This is a genomic window from Novosphingobium sp. Chol11, assembly GCF_945870625.1.
Lineage (GTDB): Bacteria > Pseudomonadota > Alphaproteobacteria > Sphingomonadales > Sphingomonadaceae > Novosphingobium.
Map to the genome: position 1 here is coordinate 1 of NZ_CAMBTS010000046.1, position 20830 is coordinate 20830.

The 20830-nt window shown below is 64.9% G+C and carries 20 protein-coding genes; 9 read left to right on the forward strand and 11 right to left on the reverse strand.

Translation table 11 applies throughout. The annotated features are described in order from the left end of the window. Positions 1-148 precede the first annotated feature (148 nt). The gene (locus tag Q0O40_RS09165) at positions 149-898 is read left to right on the forward strand and encodes an SDR family NAD(P)-dependent oxidoreductase (RefSeq protein WP_295528899.1); all 750 of its coding nucleotides are present in this window, start codon (positions 149-151) and stop codon (positions 896-898) included. Between the two features lie 132 nt (positions 899-1030). On the opposite strand, the gene Q0O40_RS09170 is transcribed toward Q0O40_RS09165, so the two are convergent. The 4 genes from Q0O40_RS09170 to Q0O40_RS09185 are packed head-to-tail and all read right to left on the reverse strand — an operon-like array spanning position 1031 to position 4970. After that, entirely contained in the window at positions 1031-1729 is a 699-nt protein-coding gene (locus tag Q0O40_RS09170) for a DsbA family oxidoreductase (protein WP_295528901.1), read from the reverse strand. Continuing rightward, positions 1726-2628: an NAD(+) diphosphatase gene (gene nudC / locus Q0O40_RS09175; RefSeq protein ID WP_295528903.1), complete on the reverse strand. Its 903-nt coding sequence runs from the start codon at positions 2626-2628 to the stop codon at positions 1726-1728. The genes Q0O40_RS09170 and nudC overlap by 4 nt, the downstream gene beginning before the upstream one ends. After that, complete coding sequence (locus Q0O40_RS09180) at positions 2625-3932, reverse strand: serine hydrolase (protein ID WP_295528905.1); 1308 nt, start codon at positions 3930-3932, stop codon at positions 2625-2627. The genes nudC and Q0O40_RS09180 overlap by 4 nt, the downstream gene beginning before the upstream one ends. Positions 3933-3935: 3 nt before the next feature. Beyond that, positions 3936-4970, reverse strand: a complete 1035-nt coding sequence (locus tag Q0O40_RS09185; protein WP_295528907.1) for an A/G-specific adenine glycosylase — start codon at positions 4968-4970, stop codon at positions 3936-3938. A 47-nt stretch (positions 4971-5017) separates the two neighbouring features. On the opposite strand from Q0O40_RS09185, the gene Q0O40_RS09190 reads away from it, so the two are divergent. The 4 genes from Q0O40_RS09190 to Q0O40_RS09205 all read left to right on the forward strand — a co-directional run bounded on the left by Q0O40_RS09190 (position 5018) and on the right by Q0O40_RS09205 (position 10739). After that, on the forward strand, positions 5018-5611 hold the full coding sequence (locus tag Q0O40_RS09190) for a DUF721 domain-containing protein (RefSeq protein ID WP_295528909.1): 594 nt from the start codon (positions 5018-5020) through the stop codon (positions 5609-5611). A gap of 72 nt (positions 5612-5683) precedes the next feature. Then, entirely contained in the window at positions 5684-6406 is a 723-nt protein-coding gene (locus tag Q0O40_RS09195) for a thioredoxin domain-containing protein (RefSeq protein WP_295528911.1), read from the forward strand. A 114-nt stretch (positions 6407-6520) separates the two neighbouring features. Further along, on the forward strand, positions 6521-7258 hold the full coding sequence (locus Q0O40_RS09200; RefSeq protein WP_295528913.1) for a thioredoxin domain-containing protein: 738 nt from the start codon (positions 6521-6523) through the stop codon (positions 7256-7258). 58 nt (positions 7259-7316) lie between these two features. After that, a complete protein-coding gene (locus Q0O40_RS09205) occupies positions 7317-10739 on the forward strand; it encodes an AAA family ATPase (protein ID WP_295528936.1) in 3423 nt (1140 codons plus the stop codon). Here Q0O40_RS09205 and soxR read toward each other — a convergent pair. Beyond that, the gene (gene soxR / locus Q0O40_RS09210; RefSeq protein ID WP_295528915.1) at positions 10693-11208 is read right to left on the reverse strand and encodes a redox-sensitive transcriptional activator SoxR; all 516 of its coding nucleotides are present in this window, start codon (positions 11206-11208) and stop codon (positions 10693-10695) included. The two genes, Q0O40_RS09205 and soxR, sit on opposite strands and share 47 nt — an antisense overlap. A gap of 93 nt (positions 11209-11301) precedes the next feature. Here soxR and Q0O40_RS09215 point away from each other — a divergent pair, with 93 nt between their 5' ends. Continuing rightward, the gene (locus Q0O40_RS09215; protein ID WP_295528917.1) at positions 11302-11676 is read left to right on the forward strand and encodes a VOC family protein; all 375 of its coding nucleotides are present in this window, start codon (positions 11302-11304) and stop codon (positions 11674-11676) included. On the opposite strand, the gene ubiA is transcribed toward Q0O40_RS09215, so the two are convergent. Further along, on the reverse strand, positions 11667-12605 hold the full coding sequence (gene ubiA / locus Q0O40_RS09220; RefSeq protein ID WP_295528919.1) for a 4-hydroxybenzoate octaprenyltransferase: 939 nt from the start codon (positions 12603-12605) through the stop codon (positions 11667-11669). The genes Q0O40_RS09215 and ubiA overlap by 10 nt on opposite strands. A gap of 36 nt (positions 12606-12641) precedes the next feature. Here ubiA and Q0O40_RS09225 point away from each other — a divergent pair, with 36 nt between their 5' ends. The 3 genes from Q0O40_RS09225 to Q0O40_RS09235 all read left to right on the forward strand — a co-directional run bounded on the left by Q0O40_RS09225 (position 12642) and on the right by Q0O40_RS09235 (position 15207). Continuing rightward, complete coding sequence (locus Q0O40_RS09225) at positions 12642-13403, forward strand: 16S rRNA (uracil(1498)-N(3))-methyltransferase (RefSeq protein WP_295528921.1); 762 nt, start codon at positions 12642-12644, stop codon at positions 13401-13403. 72 nt (positions 13404-13475) lie between these two features. Continuing rightward, a complete protein-coding gene (locus Q0O40_RS09230; protein WP_295528923.1) occupies positions 13476-14876 on the forward strand; it encodes a glutamate--cysteine ligase in 1401 nt (466 codons plus the stop codon). Between the two features lie 31 nt (positions 14877-14907). Beyond that, on the forward strand, positions 14908-15207 hold the full coding sequence (locus Q0O40_RS09235; RefSeq protein WP_295528925.1) for a putative quinol monooxygenase: 300 nt from the start codon (positions 14908-14910) through the stop codon (positions 15205-15207). Positions 15208-15314: 107 nt separating this feature from the next. On the opposite strand, the gene Q0O40_RS09240 is transcribed toward Q0O40_RS09235, so the two are convergent. From Q0O40_RS09240 to Q0O40_RS09260, 5 genes are all read right to left on the reverse strand, one after another. Further along, on the reverse strand, positions 15315-16649 hold the full coding sequence (locus Q0O40_RS09240) for an isoprenylcysteine carboxylmethyltransferase family protein (RefSeq protein ID WP_295528927.1): 1335 nt from the start codon (positions 16647-16649) through the stop codon (positions 15315-15317). A 68-nt stretch (positions 16650-16717) separates the two neighbouring features. Then, entirely contained in the window at positions 16718-18073 is a 1356-nt protein-coding gene (locus tag Q0O40_RS09245; RefSeq protein WP_295528929.1) for a PQQ-binding-like beta-propeller repeat protein, read from the reverse strand. A gap of 14 nt (positions 18074-18087) precedes the next feature. Continuing rightward, entirely contained in the window at positions 18088-18843 is a 756-nt protein-coding gene (locus Q0O40_RS09250; protein WP_295528931.1) for a tetratricopeptide repeat protein, read from the reverse strand. 120 nt (positions 18844-18963) lie between these two features. Further along, on the reverse strand, positions 18964-20118 hold the full coding sequence (locus Q0O40_RS09255; RefSeq protein WP_295528933.1) for a glycosyltransferase family 4 protein: 1155 nt from the start codon (positions 20116-20118) through the stop codon (positions 18964-18966). Next, the coding region (locus Q0O40_RS09260; protein ID WP_295528935.1) for an alpha/beta hydrolase at positions 20115-20830 on the reverse strand (716 nt) is incomplete at its 5' end. The genes Q0O40_RS09255 and Q0O40_RS09260, both read right to left, overlap by 4 nt.

The following is a 20830-nucleotide window of genomic DNA, read 5'->3' on the forward strand; positions in this document are numbered from 1 at the left end:
AGCGCGGCCATGCTGCCATCCAACATGGCAAGCGAACTTGCCAAGCTGGGGCTGGTTTAGGGAGCGTTTGGAGGGTTTTGCACTACGACCGTAACCCTCACTGATCCCACTCAAATTAGTCTCAGATCGGGCTCTTGGAGGATCGAATATGACGTCGTTCAATGGGAAGATAGCGGTTGTCACTGGTGCTGGCAGCGGCATGGGTGAGGCGACCGCACAACTTCTTGCCGCGCGGGGCGCGACAGTGGTTCTGGCCGGGCGCAGTGAGGAACGCATTCGCGAAGCCGCGGATCGCATAAAAGCCAATGGCGGCAAGGCGGTGATCCGCGCAACCGACGTAACCGTTCGGGCCGATCTGGAAGGCCTGATGGAATGGATCGGAGATGAATTTGGCCGTCTGGATCTTGCGGTAAACAATGCGGGCGGACACGCAGATTTCAAGCCGCTGCACGAAACCACTGCCGACGAGTCTGACTGGGTGTTCGATTTGAACTTGAAGTCCGTTTACAACGGAATGCGGGCGCAAATTGCGCTTATGCTGCGCAATGGCGGTGGTGCGATTGTCAACAACGCCTCTATCTTCGGCCTCAAAGGCGTGGCCGGAATAGCGCATTATGTGGCAGCGAAGCACGGGGTTGTCGGCCTTACCAAAGCCGCCGCGCTCGATTATGCGAACTCCGGCATTCGTATCAATTCAGTTTGCCCCGGTGCGACCGAAACGCCTAACCTGCTGCGCGTGACCGGCGGTGATGTCCATGCGCTTGATGCCATGATCCCGGTGGGCCGACTTGGCCAGCCAGCTGACGTTGCTCGCGTCATTTGTTGGCTGCTATCTAATGAGGCTCAATATGTAACGGGTGCCAACTTCTCGGTGGATGGCGGTATGAGTGCAGGTTGAACCTTCTGAACGCTCAAACATTACCTTGAAAATCTACTCGGATCACGGTGATACTTTCATTGATCCCCGATCTCCCCGCACACCGAAGGCCATGGGGATGCAAGGGCAATAGCCCTTGCCCGCCGGAGGCCCTTACTGCGCCGCCGCTTGCTGCGCCTCTCGCTCCACAACCTTGCGCAGCACCGAGGCATAAGTCTGCGGGTCTTGCGCGCCGGGGATCATGAACTTGCCGTTGACCACCATCGCGGGGACGCCGCTGATGTTCCAGTCCCAAGCCTGCTGTTCGCCCGCCTCGACCAAGGCGTCGAGATCGGCGTCGGTCAGCGCGGTCTGCGCCGCCTCGCCGTCCATGCCTGCCTGCACTGCGAGATCAACCAGCACGGCAGGATCGCTCATGGTGCGGCGCTGCCGGAAATGCGCGTCGAACATCAGATGCTTGAGCCGCACCTGCATTTGCGGCGAATAATCGCGCAGCGCATGCGCCAGCAGGCGGTGGGCGGCGCGGGTGTTCCACATGCGCGCGGGCGGCGCTTCGCCTTCGCCAGTATAGCCGAACGAATAACCCGCATTGTCGGCCGCGCCGCGCATCCGCTCGCTGGCGTCGGCAGCCTGCTCGGCAGTGCGGCCATATTTGCGCATGATGTGTGCGCGCTGGTCCTCGCCTTCGGGCGGCATGTCCGGGTTCAGTTCGAACGGGTGGAAGCGCACCGCCGCCTCGATTTCGCCTTCCAGTCCGACGAGCGCGGCATCAAGCTGGCGCACTCCGATCACGCACCACGGGCACATGATATCCGACCAGATGTCGATCGTGACTTTTGCAGGCTGGCTCATTGTTCGATCCACCATTTGAGCAAGTGATGCGCCACGGCAAAGGGCGGCGGGGCGAGGAAGGCACCGTCCTCGCGGCCGATCTTGAGGTCGTTCATGGCATATTCGACCTCGGCGCGGGTGAACCAGCGCGCATCGTCCAGTTCGGTCTTGTCGATCACGATCGCCGGATCATCGGCATAGCCATGGCACCCGATCATCAGCGAGGAAGGAAACGGCCACGGCTGGCTGGCGACATAGCGCACATCGCGCACCCGCACGCCCGCCTCTTCGAAGATTTCGCGCGCCACCGCTTCTTCGACTGATTCGCCCGGTTCGACAAACCCGGCGAGCGCGGAATAGCGCCGCGCGGGAAAGCGCGGCTGACGCCCCAGCAGCAGCATGCCGTCGCACTCAACGGTCATGATCGTGACCGGATCGACGCGCGGGAAATGCTCGGCCTTGCACGCCTCGTTGGCGCAGCCGCGCTGCCAGCCGCCCTTGGCGAGCACGGTGGCGTGGCCGCAGCGGGCGCAGAAACGGTGGCGCGCATGCCAATCGACCAGCGCCTTGGCCCCGCCATATGTCGCCAGATCGGCAGGCGGCAATTGCGCCATCGCCGCCCAAAGCCGGGGATTGGGCGGCGCGGTGCTGCCGATCAAGGCAGGGGCAACGGCGGCAAAACAGCCGCGCCCATCGGGGTTCAGGCCCAGAAACACCAGCTCGGCCAATGGATCAGCATCCGCCAGCGTGCCCCACATCAGCCCGCCATCATCACCGATCACCGGATCGAGCCCATCGAGCAACAACAGCCGCGCGCGCCAATTCATCAGCTCGCCCAGTTTATCAGGCGCAGAGCGGATATGATCGGCGCGGTCGATCATCGATCCAGCGAATGCGATCGGGGGCGCAGAGGCCATCATGCTGCCTTCTTCATCTGGACATCGGCCCGCAGAGCTTTCGGAAATTCGTCGGAAATCGGATAGGAGCTTGAGGGCATATACTGTGTGTAAAACCCGGCGCGGACGCCCACCCTCAAATTGACAAAGGCGACTGTGCCCGCCGCGCCTGACCAGCCGAACGTGCCTGCATCTGCGCCAAGGCCGACCCGCCCGCCAGCGCCAAACCCGGCATTTGCGGCCCAGGAATTGGCGGTATCCGCGCCTGCGGGGAGCAGGTTGCTGACCCCCAGCCGCACCGCCGCATCGCTCATCACGCGCTCCGGGCCGCTCTTGCCATAGCCGAGCAACATTGCGAGGAAGCGGTCATAATCGCGCGGGCTGCTAACAAGCCCGGCGCCGCCAAACGGAAACGCCGGCGCATCGAGATAGATCGAACCCTCGCCCGGATCGATCGGCACCAGCGCGCCATTGAACACGCCGTAATTGGTTGTCAGCCGCCCCGCCTCACGCACCGGCACGCGAAAACCGGTGCTGACCATCGCGCAAGGGCCGAAAATACGCTCCTGCAGGAACGCATCGAAAGGCCTGCCTGAAACGATTTCGATCACCCGGCCGAGCAGATCGAGCCCGACCGAATAAGACCACCGCGTGCCCGGCTCATAGACTAGCGGCATCTCCGCCAGCTTGTCGGCAAACAAGGCGAGACTGGGCACAGGCTTGCCCGCGAAAACGCCAGGGACAGGGAGGCGGGTGATCTGCCCCGGCAACAGCCCGGCCTGCTCATAAGCGTCCTTCAGCGGACCCTTCTGAGTGATCGAATAGCCCAGACCAGCGGTGTGGGTGAGCAGATGGCGCACCGTGATCTGAGTCTGCGCCGGTTTCAGCTCAGTGATCGAACCATCTGGCGTCACCTGAACCTGCATTTTGGCATATTTGGGCATCAGATCGGCAATCGGCTGATCGAGCCGCAGCTTGCCCTCATCGATCAGCATCATCGCCGCCATGCCGGTGATCGGCTTGGTCATCGAGTAGATGCGATAGAGACTGTCAAGATCGGCCGGCCGGGGCACATCGAGCGCCAGATTGCCCCGCGCCACTTCGATCAGCGGAGCGCCGCCGAAACCGATCGCGGCGACCGCGTTGGCGAGTTTGCTCGCGCCGACATAATCGCTGACCATCCGCGCGACCGCCGGAAACTGCGCCTCGGCCGCTGCACTGGCATAAGCCCAGCGGGGCAAGGCCGCGCTGCCAGCCAGCCCTGCACCAAGCATGGCGGAGCCGCGCAGCAGAGAGCGGCGTGAAATCGTCGAGTCAAGACTTGGCATGATCTACCTGTTTGCAAGTGCGAGGCGAGCGGCTTTGGCGAATACGGTGGGCAGCCCCGCCGCTTCGATATCCTCAAGCGGCCAGAATTCTCCCGCGGGCAGATTACCCAAATCGACGCCCGCGCAAAGCATCAATTGCAATTCAAGATCGAAATGCGTGAAGCTGTGGCGCACGATACCACCTGCGCGCCATGCGCCTGCCGCAGGGGGGGAGCCGTTGCCATCGGCCCGCGCGGCCCAGCCATCATCGGGCAGCGCGCGCATGCCGCCGAGCATGCCCGCGCCGGCGCGCGTCACCAGCAGGACTTTGTCATCGCGCTCGATCCAGTAAGCGCGGCCTTGCCGCAGCGGCTTGGCCTTCTTCGCAGCTTTCACTGGCAATCGCTCTGGCTCTCCCGCCGCGCGGGCAAGGCATGGCGCAGCGAGCGGGCAGATCAGGCAGCGCGGCGCTTTCACGGTGCACACGGTGGCCCCCAGATCCATCATGCCTTGCGCAAAATCGCCCGCGCGCGTCTGCGGCGTGATCGCGCTGGCGGCCTCGCGGATCGCCGGGCGCGCGGCGGGCAGCGGGGTGTCGATGGCGCAAAGGCGGGTCACTACCCGCTCGACATTGGCATCGACCACGACCGCCCGCTCGCCAAAAGCAATCGCAGCGACCGCTGCTGCGGTGTAGTCCCCCACCCCCGGCAAGGCGCGGAGCCCCGCTTCGCTGGCGGGAAAGCTGCCAAGCTCAGCCACTACGCGGGCGCAGGCGAGCAGATTGCGGGCGCGCGCATAATACCCGAGCCCAGCCCATGCCGCCATGACATCGGCGTCCTCGGCCGCTGCCAGCGCCTCGACCGTCGGCCAGGCCTCCAGAAACCGCCCGAAATAAGGCGCGACCGCCGCCACAGTCGTCTGCTGAAGCATCACCTCGGACAGCCAGACCTTGTAGGGGTCCTGACGCGGTTCTCCCGGGAGCTTGCGCCAAGGCAGGCGGCGAGCATGGCCATCGTACCAGCCCAGCAGCAAATCGGCGATGGTGCCCGGTTCGTTCACCACTGAATTCGCTCCCCGGACGCTGGCCTGCACCCGGCGCCTATGGCATGGCGATGCGTAATATGGAAAGCGATCCGCCCAAGCTGCCCCCAAAAGCGCCGCCGCGAAAAGGCGCGCCGCCCAAGGCCGCGCCAAAGCCTTATGAGCGCCCGCGCGGCGGCGAGGCGCGGCAGATCGCCGATCTGATGCCCGCCATCGGGCGCACCGCGTTTCGGCGGTTCGGGTTTGTGCAAAGTTCGGTGGTCACCCGCTGGCCCGAGATCGTCGGTGCGGCGCACGCCCGCCATTGCATGCCCGAATCGATCCGTTTCCCGCCCGGCGAAAAGGCCGACGGCATTCTACAACTGGTCGTCACTCCGGCGCATGCGCCCCTCATCCAGCATGTCGTGCCCGATATCATCGAACGCGTGAACCGCTTCTTCGGCTATAGCGCAGTAGCGCGGATCAAGCTGCGGCAAGGTGAGGTTCAGGCGCCCGGCGCTAATCCAGCGGCCCGCCCGAGCGGAACCGGAGCGCCGCCTTCGCTCAAGCCGATCCCGATGGAATTGGGCGAAAGCTTGCGCGATATCGGCGATCCAGAACTGCGCACGGTGCTCGAATCTTTGGCACGCAACCTTGGCGAAGCAAACCGCAAGCGCTAATGCCTCGCTAATGCGGTGCTAATGCACTGTGATGGCAGCGCGTAAATGACTTTTGGCAGGAAAGAAGGCTCCATGATAAGCGCCCACAGAAAAACGCTGACCATCGCTTTCGGACTGTTCGCAGCCGCGCTGGGCGGCGCGGCAGTGCTGGCCGCCCCCGCCAAACCCGGCGCACGCGCGCAAAACTGGAACCAGACCGTGACGCGCACCCCGCGCGACAGCTATGTCCTGGGCAACCCCGCTGCCCCGGTCAAACTGGTCGTTTACATCAGCTACACCTGCTCGCACTGCGCCGACTTCGAAACCGAATCCGACGCGCAATTGCGCTTGGGCTTCATCGCTCCGGGCAAGGGCTCGCTCGAAGTGCGCAGTTTTCTGCGCGATCCGATCGATCTGACGGTGTCGTTGCTGACCCACTGCGGCCCTCCGGGCAAATTCTTTGGCACCCATTCGGCCTTCCTGCGCACCCAAGCAACATGGCTCGCGCCCGCCATGGCACTGACCGCAGGGCAAAGAGAGCGCTGGGCCAATCCCGATTTCAAGGCGCGCACGCGCGCGATTGCCAGCGACCTCAAGTTCTACGATATCATGGCGCGGCGCGGCTTTAACCGCGCAGTGGTGGATCAATGCCTCGCCGATAAGCCGCTGGCCGATCGGCTGGCCAAGCAAACCAAAGAAGCGGCCGACAACGATTTTGTGACGGGCACACCCAGCTTCCTGCTCAATGGTCTGCCGCTGGCAGGAACCACGACTTGGGAGACACTGAAGCCGCAAGTCGAGGCGCGGCTGAGATAAGCAGGACAATATCCTCCTCGCAGACTTCGCGCGCCGGCGCTCTTCAATCCATCCGCACTATCGGCTAACCCAGTCCAGTTCATCCCATTGCTGCAACAGGAGCAAATGCTGCTTATGAAATCTGCCCTCATCCTGCTCGCTGCCCCGCTTCTGCTCGGGCTTGCCGCTTGCAACCAGAAGGAAGATGGCGCGGCGGGCGCTGCTGCCGGGGCACCCATCGCCAAGATCGCGCCGCCAGCGGGCAAGGCATGGGCCGATGTCATCACCAAGACTGCGGATGATGGCTACCTGATGGGCAATCCGCAGGCACCGCTCAAGCTGATCGAATTTGCCTCGCTCACCTGTTCGCATTGTGCGGAATTCGCAGAGAAGGGCCTGCCCAAGCTGCGCGACGAATATATCGCATCGGGCCGGGTCAGCATTGAGTTCCGCAATTTCATCCGCGATCCGTTCGACGCGACGATGGCCATGCTGACGCGGTGCGGCTCGCCCGAAAGCTATTTCGCGCTGACCGAACAGGTCTATGCCAATCAGCGCGAGATTCTGACCGGCCTCGAAACCGTGGGCAAGGCACTGCAGAATGCCAATGTCCCGCAAGCTCAAATCTTTTCGGTGATCGGCACGCGCGGCGGGCTGGTCGATTTCTTCGCCGCGCGCGGGATTGCCAAAGATCAGGCCGCGATGTGCCTCGCCAAAGTGGATGTCGCGACGAAGCTGGCCGACGGGGTGAAGCGCGCCGAGGAAACCTACAACATCACCGGCACCCCAAGCTTCGTGCTAAACGGCAAGAACATCGAAGTCGCCGCTTGGGAGAGCCTTGAGCCCATCTTGCAAAAAGCGGGCGCGCGATGATCCGGCGCGGCTGATGTCGCTCGGGACCAGACCCGGGGAGACGGCGCGGCCCGCGACAATGCAATTCAAGCGCTTGAAACTGTCAGGCTTCAAGAGCTTTGTCGAACCTGCCGAATTGCGGATCGAGCAGGGCCTTACCGGCGTGGTTGGCCCCAATGGCTGCGGCAAATCCAATCTGCTCGAAGCGATCCGCTGGGTAATGGGTGAAAGCTCGGCACGCTCGCTGCGCGGCGGCGGGATGGAAGATGTCATCTTCGCCGGCACCGCCCGCCGCCCGGCACGCGACTTTGCCGAGGTGATGCTGACCGCCGAAATGGGCGGCGGCGAACTTGAAGTGGTCCGGAGGATCGAACGCGGTGCGGGCTCGGCATACCGGATCAACGGCAAGGATGTGCGCGCCAGGGACGTGGGGCTGGCCTTCGCCGATGCCGCCACCGGCGCACACAGCCCCGCGCTCGTGAGCCAGGGACGCATCGCGGCGGTCATCGCGGCGCGCCCGACCGAACGGCGGATGATGCTGGAAGAGGCAGCGGGGATCGCCGGGCTGCACGTGCGCCGCCGCGATGCCGAGGTCAAACTGCGCGCGACCGAAACCAACCTCGGCCGGCTGGCAGATTTGCTCGCCGGATTGGAGGCGCAAATTGGCACACTGCGACGCCAGGTCCGCGCCGCCGAACGGTATAAGGCCGTGAGCGAGCGGATTAAGCTGGCACAGGCGCGGATGATCTATGCGCGTTGGCGCGATGCCGCCAGCGCCGCGCAAACCGCACGCGCAGAGGCCGCCGCAGCCGAAGCCGCGGTCAGCACGGCGCAGGCGTGCGCAAAAGCAGCCGCAACCGCCCAGCATGACGCTGCCGCTGCATCCGCCGCCGCGCGCGACGCGCTGTTCGAGCGGCGTCAGCAATCCACCGCGCATACGCAGCGGCTCGCCGGCCTCACCTCGCAGCTTGAGGCCGCGGCGCAGCGCCTCGCGGATATCGACCGCCAATTCCAGCGCATAGAGGCCGACCGCAGCCAAGCCGAGCGCCTCACCGGCGATGCCGCCGCCGCTTCGGCACAGCTTGAATTGAGCATCGCCGAGGCGGAGCACGCGCAAGCAGAGGAAACAGCGCGCCGCGCCCATGTGCTGGCCGCGCAGGAAGCCGCCGATCAGGCCGCGCGCGCGGCGGAGCTTCAGCTTGCCCATAAAGTCGCCGATCAAGCCGGGGTCGAGGCCGAATGGCGGATTGCCGAGGCGACCTTGGGCGCCGCCACTCAGCGCCTCCTGCGCATCGACGCCGAGCAGGCGCGGCAGGCGGCATTGGCCGAGGCCGCGGCGCGCGAAACCGATCCCGCGGCGCAGATCGCCGAGGCGGAAGCACGCCGTGCGACATGCGCCGCGGCGCTCGAACATGCCCATGCCGAACGCAGCGCCCTGATGCAGCGCCGCGATGCCTTGACCAGCGCGCGCGACGATGCAGCCGGGACGCTGGCCGCTTCGCGCGCCGAAATGACCGGGATAGAGCGGGAAGCCGCCGCGCTCTCCCGCGACAGGGAGGCACGCGCGAAAGCGGCCGCTGCGAAGGGCCGGGGCAAGAGCGCTCTGGCCGCGCTGCGCGCCGCGCCGGGCTATGAACGCGCGGTCGCGGCCGTGCTCGGGCGCGATGCCGCCGCGCCGCTGGGGCCGGCACCGGCGGATGCGCAAGGGCGTTTCTGGGCCGGCGCGACCGCCCCTGCGCCGCTGCGCGATTCGCTCGCGCACCATGTCATGCATTGCCCGCCAGAGCTTGCCGCGCGGCTGGCGCTGGTGCGCGTTGCGCCGCAGGACCAAGGCGAAGAACTGGCACCGGGCGAGTGGCTCGTCACGCATAATGGGCATTTGCGCCGCTGGGATGGCTTTATCGCACGCGGCGAAGGCGCAGCAGAAGCAGCCGTGCTGGAAGCGGAGAACCGCCTTGCCGAGCTTGAGGGTATGCTGCCGATGCGGCGCAGCGCTCTCGATCAGGCCGAGCGCGCGAACGAAGCGGCCCGCACGGCGCTGGCCGGGGTGCAAGGCGAACTGGCGCTGACGGAACGCGCCCTGTCTGCTGCGGCAGACGCCGAGCGCGCAGCGCTGCGCGCGCTCGATCAGGCCGAGGCCGCGCGGTCGCGCCGCGATGCACGCCGAACTGAGTTGGAGCGGGTGAGCGCGGATCTGGCGGAACAGCGCGCCGCTGCGCAGGCCGAGCAAAGCGCCGCGCAAGAGCGCCGCGCCGCGCTGCCCGATCCATCCGCAGGGCGCGCAACCCTTGATGAAGTGCGCCTTCAGAGCGACCGCGCGCGCACCGCCTTGCAAGTTGCCACGAGGGATGCAGCCGCGCTTGAGCAGACTTTGGCGGTCGGCCGGGAGCGACTTGGCGCAATGCGCAGCGACATCCGCAGCTGGCAGGGGCGGGCCGGCGAGGCGGCGCAGCGGCTTGCCGAAATGAGCGACCGCGCTGACGAACTGGCGGGCGAGCGCGCGGTGTTTGCCGCCAAGCCCGAAAGCCTGCGCCGGGAAATCGAGGCTGGCGGGCCCATCGCGGCGCTTATGGCGCGCGAACTGGCCGAGGCCGAGGCCGCGCTGGTTGCTTGCGAGACGGCGGCGCGCGCTGCTGAAACCACGCTGGCCGCCACTGGTGAAGCGCTGGCCAGCGCGCGCGAAGCCCGCGCAGGGGCGGCCGCGCGCGCCGAGAACGAGGATCAGCGCCGCCAGGAGATGGCCGGAATATCGGGCGAACGCTTTCAATGCCCGCCGCCGCTGTTGCCCGAACGCTTCGGTTTCGCTTCCGCCGGAGTGGCGAGCGCGGCCAGCGAATCCGCAGATCACGACCGGCTCACCGCCGAGCGCGAGCGGATCGGGCCGGTCAATCTGGTTGCGGTTGAAGAACTAGGGGCTGCCGAGACGCAGCTTGCCAGCACGATCAGCGATCAGGCCGAATTGATCGAGGCGGTGCACCGGCTGCGCGGCTCGATCGGCAGTCTCAACCGCGAAGGGCGCGAGCGGCTACGGGCGGCGTTCGAAGCGGTCGATGGGCATTTCCGCCGCCTGTTTGCGCGGCTTTTCGGCGGCGGCGAGGCGCATCTGGCGCTGGTCGACAGCGACGATCCGCTGGAAGCAGGCCTTGAGATTTTTGCGCAACCTCCGGGCAAGCGGTTGCAATCGCTTACGCTGCTGTCCGGCGGCGAACAGGCGCTAACCGCCGTGGCGCTCATCTTTGCGCTGTTTCTCACCAACCCCGCGCCGATCTGCGTGCTCGATGAAGTCGATGCGCCGCTCGACGATGCCAATATCGAGCGCTTCTGCGACTTGCTCGACGCGATGGTGGAGGAAACCAGCACCCGCTATCTGATCGTCACGCACAACGCGGTGACGATGAGCCGGATGCACCGCCTCTTTGGCGTAACGATGGTTGAGCCGGGTGTTTCGCGGCTGGTCAGCGTCGATCTAGGCGGCGCGGAGCAACTGCTGGCGGCGGGGTAGGGGCGGGCCGCCCTGCATCGGGAACGGCCTGATCCAGCACATACCTCGGCCCCGGCCCTCCGGCCCCGGCGCGATCTTCCTTGTTATAAAGCTGGCAGCGATCGAGGCTGAGGCAGCCGCAGCCGATGCATTCATCCAGCTTGTTGCGCGTGCGCGTGAGCAGTTGGATGCGCCCGTCGATCTCCTTGCGCAGCGACCGGCTGATGCGCTGCCAATCGAGCACGGTGGGCGTGCGCCCGGCCGGCAGCGAGGCCATTTCGCGCTCGATCTCGCCTAGGCCGAGGCCCAGCTTCTGCGCAATCAGCACGAAGCTGAGCCGGCGAATGTCCGAACGCAAAAAGCGCCGCTGGTTGCCGCTGGTGCGCAGCGAGGTGATCAGCCCGCGTTCTTCGTAATAACGGATGGCGGACACCGCGAGGCCGGTGCGCTGCGCAAGAACGCCGATCGGGATAATATCGTTACGATTCATCGGAAATCCGGCCCCACGACTCTTGACCTCAAGTGCGCTTGAGGTCGCATAAGGGCAAATACCGATTCGGACTAGTAGGGAAATGTAAAATCGATGGCACAGGCGAGACTCGAACATGTCAACATCAGCGTCAGCGATCCCGATCGTTCTGCTACGTTTCTTGCACAACTTTGTGGCTGGCATGAGCGCTGGCGCGGGGCTTCGCAACTGGGTGGCTGGACCATCCATCTGGGCGGCGAGAAGGACTATATCGCGCTCTACAAAAGCGAGCAGCCGCTTGCGGGGCGCTTTGCCAAGGGCCAGCCGCTCCAGCATATCGGCATCCTGGTCGATGACTTGGATGCCGCCGAGCAGGTGGTGATCGAGGCCGGGCTCGAGCCGTTCAATCACATGGACTACGAACCGGGCCGCCGGTTCTATTTCTTTGATTGGGACGGGATCGAGTTTGAACTGGTCAGCTACGCCTGAGCCGCCGCGCCGACCACGAAGCATGCCGCCGCCATCAGCGCGCCCGCGAACCGGTTGCTGCGGAACCGCGCCAGCGCGTTTTCGCCATTGGCGGTATCGAGCGTGAGCACCTGCCAAATGAACTGCACGCCGAGCGGCAGCAGCGCCGCCAGCGCCAGCACATCGGGTCGCACCAGCCATACTGCCCCAACCCAGCAGCCGAGCGCCATCGCATAGAGCCCCGCCACCCCTGCCCGCACATGGCGGCCAAACGAGCGCGCGGAGGACCCGATGCCGACCAGCGCATCGTCTTCCCGGTCTTGCAGCGCATAGATCGTGTCATAGGCCATGCACCAGGCCCAGCATCCTGCATAAAGCGCGGCGAGCGGGGCCAACCGGTCAAACCCTGTGATCTCGATCCACCCCACTGGCGCGCCCCAGGTGAACACCAGCCCCAGCCACGCTTGCGGCCAGCCGGTGATCCGCTTCATGAAGGGATAGGCGGCGACCAGCCCCAGACTGCCGAGCGCCACGGCTTGCGCTTCCCAGCGCAATTGCAGCAGCACGATCAAGCCGACGCCGCAGAGCGCGAGCAGCCACACCCACGCCGCCTTCTTCGAAACCGCCCCGCTCGCCACCGGGCGCGCGGCGGTGCGCGCCACGCGGGCATCAAGATCGGCATCGACGATATCGTTGTAGACGCAGCCAGCGCCGCGCATGGCGATGGAGCCAAGCAGCAACCACGCGACCATACCCCAGCGCCCCGTTCCTCCGGCCAGAAACAATCCCCACGCGCAGGGCCAGAACAGCAACCACCAGCCGATCGGCCGGTCAAACCGCGCCAGCAACGCCAGATCACGGGCAAAGGGGGGCAGCAGGGCGACTAACCCCTTGTGTTCGCTATCGGGAACGATCGGTGCAAACGGATCGGCATTCATGGCGTGCGGCATAGCCCTGCCGCGCGCAATCGGCTAGGGCCTGCAGGTATGACCGCCACCCCCGCCTGGCCGCCCAAGTCGGCCCCTCGCCTCTTCGTCCCCGGTCCTTTGACCGAGGGCGCATCCATTCCGCTTGAGGGCGGGCAGGCGCATTATCTGGGCAAGGTGATGCGCGTTTCACCCGGCGACGCGGTGATCTTGTGCGATGACCAGACCGGAGAATGGGCGGCGCGCGTGGCCGAAGCGGGCAAGCGCGATGTGGTGCTTGTCGTCGAAGCGCGGCTGCGCCCGCGCGAAGATGTGCCCGATTTCTGGCTCTGCCCCGCGCTGGTCAAAAAGGCCGCCTTCGATCTCGTGCTGGAAAAGGCCAGCGAGCTCGGCGTCGCGGCGCTGCACCCGGTGCTCACCCGGCGCTGCGTGGCCGACAAGCTCAACCCCGAGCGCGCGCGCACGATCATGACCGAGGCGGCCGAACAATGCGCGCGCACCGCGCTGCCCGCTTTGGAAGAAACCGCCAAGCTCGACGCGCTGCTCAAGCAGTGGCCCGATGGGCGGCGGTTGTTTTTTGCCGATGAGGCGGGCGGAGTGCCCGCAGCCGCCGCGTTCGCCATGTTTCCCGGCCCCGCCGCGTTGCTGATCGGCCCCGAAGGCGGATTTGACGATGCCGAGCGAAGTGCGATCCGGGCGCACCCCGCCGCTGTGGCCATCACGCTTGGCCCGCGGATCCTGCGCGCCGAGACCGCAGCTGTTGCGGGCACAGCGCTATGGATGGGCACGGTCGGCGATTGGGCACCGCGCTCGCTTGACTAGCCCGGCGGCTCCGCCCCCCACCCCGCATGTTTTCGGCTGGCGCCGGAACGCTGTAAGGATTAACGGGCGTTCATGAGCACGAGACAAGTTTCGACCAAGGCCGATCCGCTGATCGAAAACCGCGACCAACTGGTCGAGCCGATGCAGCGCGGCGAAAAACCGCGCGAGGCTTGGCGCATCGGCACCGAGCATGAAAAGTTCGTCTATCGCACCGCCGATCACCGCGCGCCTTCTTATGACGAGCCCGGCGGCATCCGCGACCTGCTCATGGCGCTGCAAGAGTATGGCTGGGAGCCGATCGAGGAAGACGGACCTGATGGCCCCAAAGTCATTGCCATGAGCGGTGTCGATGGCGCGGTCAGCCTTGAACCCGCCGGACAACTTGAGCTTTCGGGCGCCCCGCTCGAAAATCTGCACGAGACCTGCGCCGAAACGGGCCGCCATCTCGCGCAAGTCAAAGCCATCGGCGACAAGCTTGGCCTCGGCTATCTGGGCGTTGGCCTGTGGCCCGACAAAACCCGCGCCGAGCTGCCGATCATGCCCAAGGGGCGCTATGAGATCATGCTGCGCCACATGCCGCGCGTGGGCACGATGGGGCTCGACATGATGCTGCGCACTTGCACCATCCAGACCAACCTCGATTATTCGAGCGAGGAAGACATGGTGAAAAAGTTCCGCGTAAGCCTCGCGTTGCAGCCGCTCGCCACCGCGCTGTTTGCCAGCTCACCGTTTCTGGAGGGCAAGCCCAACGGCATGCTGTCCTATCGCAGCCACATCTGGTCGGACACCGATCCCGCGCGCACTGGCATGTTGCCGTTCGTGTTCGATGATGGCTTCGGTTATGAGCGTTATGTCGACTATATGCTCGATGTGCCGATGTATTTCGTGTTCCGCGAGGGGCGCTATATCGATGCTTCGGGGCTCTCGTTCCGCGATTTCCTCGATGGCAAGCTGTCGGTGCTGCCGGGCGAGAAGCCGCGCCGCTCTGACTGGATCGACCACATGTCGACCGCGTTTCCCGAAGTGCGGCTCAAGAGCTTTCTTGAAATGCGCGGCGCGGATGGCGGGCCGTGGGACCGGATCTGCGCGCTGCCCGCGCTATGGGTCGGCCTGCTTTATGATCAGGGCGCGCTCGATGCCGCTTGGGATCTGGTGAAGGATTGGGACATGCCGGGGCGCGAGGAATTGCGCGCGAGCGTACCCCGCCTAGGGCTTGATGCTCCCTTGCCCAATTCATTTAACGGGGGCGGCGGCAAGCTGCGCGATGTCGCGGCTGAGGTGCTCGGCATCGCGCGCGGCGGGCTGGCGGCGCGGGCGCGGCTGAATGGCGCGGGCGATAACGAAACCGGCTATCTCCAGCCGCTAGACGAGATCGTCAGCAGCGGCATTACCCCGGCCGAGCGCCTGCTCGCGCTTTACCACGGGGCATGGGGCGGCGATGTAAGCCACATTTATGCCGCCAAGAGTTTCTGACTAGAGCCGGACAGGAACAGGATAGGACGCCATGATCATCGTAATGGGCACATTCCGGATGCCGGTCCAAAACCTCGAACGCGCGCTGCCGATGGCGGAGGCAGTCGTCATGGCCACGCGCGCCGAGGACGGCTGCATCGCCTATAGCTATGCGCGCGATCTGTTCGATCCCGAAGTCATCCATGTCAGCGAGAAATGGCGCGACCGCGCGGCGCTGATGGCGCACTTTCACAGCGAGCATATGAAGACCTGGGCCGCCGAGCGCGGCGATCTGGGCCTGTTCGGCCGCGATATCCGCATATTCGACACGGACGAAGGCGAAGCGGTCTGAACCTGACCGCGCGCTGGCAAAGGCCGGGGCTGCGGGCACGCCGCTGCAAACGTGGTGTTTATCCTGACTGAAGCCCCTGCCTGCGCCGGGGTGCAGGAATTACAGCGTTACTCCGCGGGCTGCGCCACCGGCCCGCCGCGCGCGGTTAAGCGGCTGAGCCGCGCCAGACGGCTGGTGATCAGCCCATGCTGCTCCATCCACGCATGATACTCGCGGTATTTGGCGTCTTCGGCCAGCAGATGCTGCTCCTCGGTTTTGGCGCGCCAATAATAGACCGCGCTGACCAAGCCCAAAATCACCGTATTGCGCAGCGCGTCCACCGGTGAATGGGTGGTGGTAAGGAATGGCAGCGAGGTGAGCCACCAGAAGATATTCTTCGACAGATAAGCCGGATGGCGGGTGAAGGCATAAGGGCCATTGGTGAGCACGCCGCGATAGGTCAGGTTTGAAAAGCGCAGGCCAAACGCGACCGTCGCCCATGCATAGATGCCGGTCAGCACCAGCAGCAGCGCGGCCCAGATCCACAGCAGGCCATCATACCCGGCGAGCCAGTGCGTCCATTCCGCTCTATTGGTGCGATAATCGAGCACATCGCCCTCGCCCATCAGGATGAACGGCGGATAGCAGATCAAGGCAGCCAGCCAGCCGGCGAGATAGGGATTGGCGGTGCGGATATGCGCATCGAGCGGCTTCATCGTCAGCAAGTAGCCGACCATCGCGATCTGCACATCGACCATGAACATCGTCTCGATCAGGGCATTGCCGAGCGCGACGGGATTGCCGATTTCCTGCTGCCAATCCATGCCAACCACGGCGATAAACCCGCCGGGCAGGATCGAGATCATGAACGCGCAGAAAAAGCCCTTCACCGCCCAGGCGCGCGCATGGTGCGCAACCTCCGCGGGGTCCCAAGCCTCGCGGCCGATCAGCATCGCGCCGAAATGCCACGCGCCGTCGCGCGGATTGATCAGCACCCGATCGAGCCACAGCACATAAGGGATAGCTCCTAGAAACATCAGCGGGGCAATCGTGGTCAGCAGGTCCATCGCAAACAGATACTGCCCGCGCCAATACCAGCGGCAGAGGCAATAGAGAAAGGCGATGATCGACCATGTGGCCCAAAGTCCGGCGATCTTGGTTATCGAGCCATCAATCACATCGCGCAATGGCCGGGGACGCGCCCAATCGATGCCGGTGGAGGCACGCAAGTGAACCTTGTCTACCAACAGCGACCATAGCACCATTGGCGTGCCCGAAAAGAGCAAGGCGGCCAGCGCCGCATTGGGCCCGGACAGCGGCGCATGTGGGCCGGGCAAAGCCAGCGCATCGCCGATCACGCCCCAATTGCGGCAAATCAGCACCCAAACGGCCAGACCGACCAAACCGGACAGGCCCACTCCTGCGGAAACATCGCTTGGCGGGCGCGAAGGAATAGCTCTCATGGCAAGAGGCTTTACCACCCAAGCATGAGCAAAGTGTGTATGATCAAGCTTCGCGTGAGCGCAAAAGCTTAATGAAAGGCGGTGATCCGCCCGCCATCGTCGAGCACATACAGCGTGCTTCCGGCAACCACCGGAGCCAGCGAAACCGGCGAGCCCACTCTATCGAACGGGGTAGCGGTGCCTTCGGTCACGGAAACCGTCTGGATCTGGCCCAGCGAATTGGCCACCCACAGCCGGTTGCCGGCGAGCACTGGCCCCGTCCAGAAGATCGGTCCCTTTTTCTTCTTCACGCTGCGATAGCGCTTCAATTGCGTCATCCACCGCACCTTGCCTGTGCTTTTGGCGATGCACAGCAGCTTGGCCTCGTCGGTTAGCGTGAAAATCCATTCGCCCGCGACAGCCGGAGTGGAAATTCCGGCGAGATTGAGCTCCCAGACGCGCTGCCCGGTGACCAGTTCATAGGCGGCCATGCGCCCGCCCTGACCCAACGCATAAACTCGCCCGCGCTCGATGATCGGATCGGCATCAATATCGGTCAGCGTGGAAACACTGGTGGCGATGCTGGTGCGCGCCAGCGCGTCCGACCACAACTGGCGGCCGTTTTCATAGCGATAAGCCACCAGTTCGCCCGAACTGTAACCCGCCACGATCGTGCCCTGCCCGGCGGCGGCGGCGGCAACGCCGAACACCTCGGTCTGCGCGACAGAGCCCGATTCATTCCACAGCGAAGCACCGTCCGCCTCGTTGAGCGAGACGATCTGGTTGTCCTGCGTCATCACATAAACGGCGCCAAAACCGATCGTTGGCGAACCGCGCAGCGGGCCAGCAGGCTTTACCCGCCATTTGATCGCGCCCGACGCGGCATCCAACGCGGCGACTTCGCCAAGGCCTGTAGTGATATAGAGCTTGCCATCGTCAAAGGCCGCGCCGCCGCCAAACGACGAGGTTGCGCTATCGCGCAGCCGGAAGCTTTGTTGCCAGATTTGGCGGCCAGACTGCGCATCGAACGCATGGACGATGCCTTGGCTATCCATTGCAAACAGGCGCCCCGCGCCAACCACTGGCGATGCTGCGAGCCGCTGTTTGGGCGACGAACCCGCGATGTGGGCGCTCCACACTTTGCGCGGAGAAACACCCATCACGAGATGGCCATAAGATTTGGATGCGGTGCCGCCTGCCTGCGGCCAATCAGCGTTGGCTTCGGCCAGCGGCAGCACGACTTCGATGGCCGACATCCCGGCATCGACCTTGGTTCCCGCCTCAATCCGCGAGAGCACCGGGATCCGCTCGCCCATCGTGGGAGTCGACTTGGTCTTCTGCTTGCCAATGCCACATCCGCTGAGCGCGAGGGCGAGGGCGAGGGCGAGGGCGAGCACCATCGCCCCAGCAATGCTGCTGCGGCCAAAGCGGCTGCTGCCATTCATCGAGATTGTCCTTGTCATTGCGGCGCGCCGATGCGCGCGAGTTCTGCGCTATCGATAGCATCGACGCCCAGTTGCCCAGCCAGTTGGCGTGCGCGCTGGCGTAGCGATGGCGAAATCGTTTTGTCCTTGGCCATCGCGGCCAGCAATGCCCCCGCCTGGCTTGATTTGCCCTGCTTCAGATAGGCGATCGCGACCAGTTCGCCAGCACTGCCAAACCAGGGATTGCCCGGCACCGCGAGCGGGCGCAGCCGATCAATGACCTGACCGGCGGGAAGGGCATCGAATTTGATCGCGATCTCACGGATCGTGGCAAGATCGCGAAATGGCTTCGGCGCGCTGGCATCGCCGGCCAGTGTGGCAAAAATCGTTGCTGCCGCCGCATCTTTGCGCTGTTCGAGAAGTATCCCGGCGTCGGTCAGCCTGGCTGCGGCCTGATATCCGGCGCTGCCGGTCTTGCTCAGCGGCGCCAAGGTATCTTTGCCGGTTCCCGTGCGGCCCGCTTCGATCTGATCGAGCGCAAGGGCAAATGTCTCGCTCTGCGCGCCGATCAGCGATTGCTGATGATCATTATACCAAAGATAACCGGCAAGACCGAGCAACCCGGCGAGCACAGTTACCCCCGCTGGAATGCCATATTTGCGCAAAGCGATGCGCAACTGGTCCTCGCGCATCGCATCATCGACTTCGCGTGCGAACACATCCTGCTGCGCAGCATTCACCGCGCCGGACTTGGGAATGGCGGGCGGCGTACTATCCGATTTTAAAGCCAAGGCGACGCTTTCAAAGTGACCATTGATGGGCTTGCAACATGCAGTAGTCGCAGGTGTTTAGCGAATGAGCACGCCAATTCAACCCGAATAGCAATGGGTGTCCCCCACTGAATGTGAGGTTTACGGGAACGAATTGCGCCCAAGCGCTGCGCCATAGATTGCGCCATAACGCTGCGCCATCGCGGCTTCATCAAATTCACGCGCCGCGCGCACCTGATTGGCAGCGCCAATGCGGCGGCGCAGCCCTTCGTCGGCAGCGAGCGCAGCAAGCGACGCGGCCAGCGCGGCTTCGTCGCCGGCAGGCGTTATATATGGCGCGTTGTCGCTCGCAACGATCTCGCTGACATCCCCGACCGCCGGGCTTGCCACCGCGAGCCCGGCGGCCATGGCCTCGATCACCGAAAGCGGGAACTGCTCGCTATCGGAAGAGAGCGCGAACAGATCGAACAGCGCCGCAGCCACCGCCGGATCATCGACATGGCCGGGCAGATGCACGCGGTGCTCGATCCCTTGCGCTGCCGCCTCGCGCATGATCGCCTCGCGCTCGCTGCCTTCACCCACGATGACCAGTTGCCAGTGCTCAGGCAAACCGGCGAAAACACGCACGAGCCGCGGCAGCGCCTTGACCGGGCGAAGCCCAGCGAGCGTTCCCAGCCATAGCTCACCCGGACGCTTGATCAGGCGCGGCAGGGCATCGGGCCGCGCCGCCTTGCCAAAGGCGCGCGTCGGAATGCCGTTCGCCACGCGCTGAACCCGCCCGCGCGGCTGATGCCAGATGCGCAGCGCAACATCCTCAAGCTGGCGCGAAGGCACCACCATCGCGCTTGCCCGGGCCAGCGCGATGCGGCGATACCAATTGCGTGCAGGCTTCAGCCGCTGCGCCTCATCGGCATTGAAGCCATCCTCATGATGCACCAGCGGCGCAAGGCCAAGCGACGGCGCGAACAGCGCGTGCGCCATCGCGGCATCCATCGCGCCCCAGTTATACGTCAGGATCAGATCGAAGCCGCGCATCGCCCGCGCCAGCGTTTGCAACCGCCGCACCCCGAACCGGCCAGCGAGGGGCGGAAAACCAAACGGGTATTGCACCGAGATGCCGCGTGGAATCAGCGCACGCGCACCCAGCGCGCCCGGCTCACCCGATACGATGCTATGATCGATCCCCGGTCCAAACTGGCCCATCAGCGCCGCACTGCGCCGCTCCTTGCCCCCGGCGTTGAAGGTGGAATGGAGGTGCAGGACGCGCAGCCGGCCCGCCGCAGCCGGATCGGTCACGAAACGCGGGCGAGCAGGCCGTCGATCGCAGCGATGCTCTCTGGCTCGTCCAGCGTGGGCGCATGGCCGACATCGGACAATGTCACCAGCTCGATATCGGGCCCGCGTGCCGCCATGCGCGCGGCGGTATCAGCCGAAAGGATGTCTGAAAGCCCGCCGCGCAGCACCAGCACCGGACGCCCGGCAAGCGCATCGAACATCGGCCACATGTCCGGCGCAGGGACCGCATTTTCAGCAGCTTCGAACGGGACGGCAATGTTCATGTCGTAATCGAATACGATCCGTCCGCCGGTGCCGATCACCATCACGCGCTTGGCCATGCGCAACCAATCGGGCAGACCATAGCGCGGATAAGCCTCGCGAAAGGTATCTTGAAGCGCACGTGCGGCATGGACCCAGGTTTCGTGGCTGCGCCCCTGCCCGACATATTCGCGGATACGTGCAAGGCCCGCTGGGTCGATCTCCGGCCCGATATCATTGAGCACCGCCGCCGCCACCCGCTCGGGCGCGCGCGCTGCCAGCATCATCGTCAGCAGCCCGCCGAGCGACGTTCCGATCGCCACAAAGCGCGTGATGGCCTGATCTTCAAGCAGTGCTTCCAGATCATCGAAGTACTGCGCCGGGGAATAGGTCATCGGATCGCGCGCGTAATCGCTATCGCCGCGCCCGCGCAGATCGGGGCAGATGACGCGCCACTGGTTGCTGAGCCGCG

Excerpts from the sequence above, each read along its gene's own strand:
- Q0O40_RS09165 (WP_295528899.1), top strand. The coding sequence starts at position 149 with ATGACGTCGTTCAATGGGAAGATAGCGGTTGTCACTGGTGCTGGCAGC.
- Q0O40_RS09215 (WP_295528917.1), top strand. The coding sequence starts at position 11,302 with ATGGCACAGGCGAGACTCGAACATGTCAACATCAGCGTCAGCGATCCC.
- soxR (WP_295528915.1), bottom strand. The coding sequence starts at position 11,208 with ATGAATCGTAACGATATTATCCCGATCGGCGTTCTTGCGCAGCGCACC.
- Q0O40_RS09205 (WP_295528936.1), top strand. The coding sequence starts at position 7,317 with ATGCAATTCAAGCGCTTGAAACTGTCAGGCTTCAAGAGCTTTGTCGAA.
- Q0O40_RS09170 (WP_295528901.1), bottom strand. The coding sequence starts at position 1,729 with ATGAGCCAGCCTGCAAAAGTCACGATCGACATCTGGTCGGATATCATG.
- Q0O40_RS09225 (WP_295528921.1), top strand. The coding sequence starts at position 12,642 with ATGACCGCCACCCCCGCCTGGCCGCCCAAGTCGGCCCCTCGCCTCTTC.
- Q0O40_RS09235 (WP_295528925.1), top strand. The coding sequence starts at position 14,908 with ATGATCATCGTAATGGGCACATTCCGGATGCCGGTCCAAAACCTCGAA.
- Q0O40_RS09240 (WP_295528927.1), bottom strand. The coding sequence starts at position 16,649 with ATGAGAGCTATTCCTTCGCGCCCGCCAAGCGATGTTTCCGCAGGAGTG.
- ubiA (WP_295528919.1), bottom strand. The coding sequence starts at position 12,605 with ATGCCGCACGCCATGAATGCCGATCCGTTTGCACCGATCGTTCCCGAT.
- Q0O40_RS09195 (WP_295528911.1), top strand. The coding sequence starts at position 5,684 with ATGATAAGCGCCCACAGAAAAACGCTGACCATCGCTTTCGGACTGTTC.
- nudC (WP_295528903.1), bottom strand. The coding sequence starts at position 2,628 with ATGATGGCCTCTGCGCCCCCGATCGCATTCGCTGGATCGATGATCGAC.
- Q0O40_RS09190 (WP_295528909.1), top strand. The coding sequence starts at position 5,018 with ATGGCGATGCGTAATATGGAAAGCGATCCGCCCAAGCTGCCCCCAAAA.
- Q0O40_RS09200 (WP_295528913.1), top strand. The coding sequence starts at position 6,521 with ATGAAATCTGCCCTCATCCTGCTCGCTGCCCCGCTTCTGCTCGGGCTT.
- Q0O40_RS09230 (WP_295528923.1), top strand. The coding sequence starts at position 13,476 with ATGAGCACGAGACAAGTTTCGACCAAGGCCGATCCGCTGATCGAAAAC.
- Q0O40_RS09180 (WP_295528905.1), bottom strand. The coding sequence starts at position 3,932 with ATGCCAAGTCTTGACTCGACGATTTCACGCCGCTCTCTGCTGCGCGGC.
- Q0O40_RS09245 (WP_295528929.1), bottom strand. The coding sequence starts at position 18,073 with ATGAATGGCAGCAGCCGCTTTGGCCGCAGCAGCATTGCTGGGGCGATG.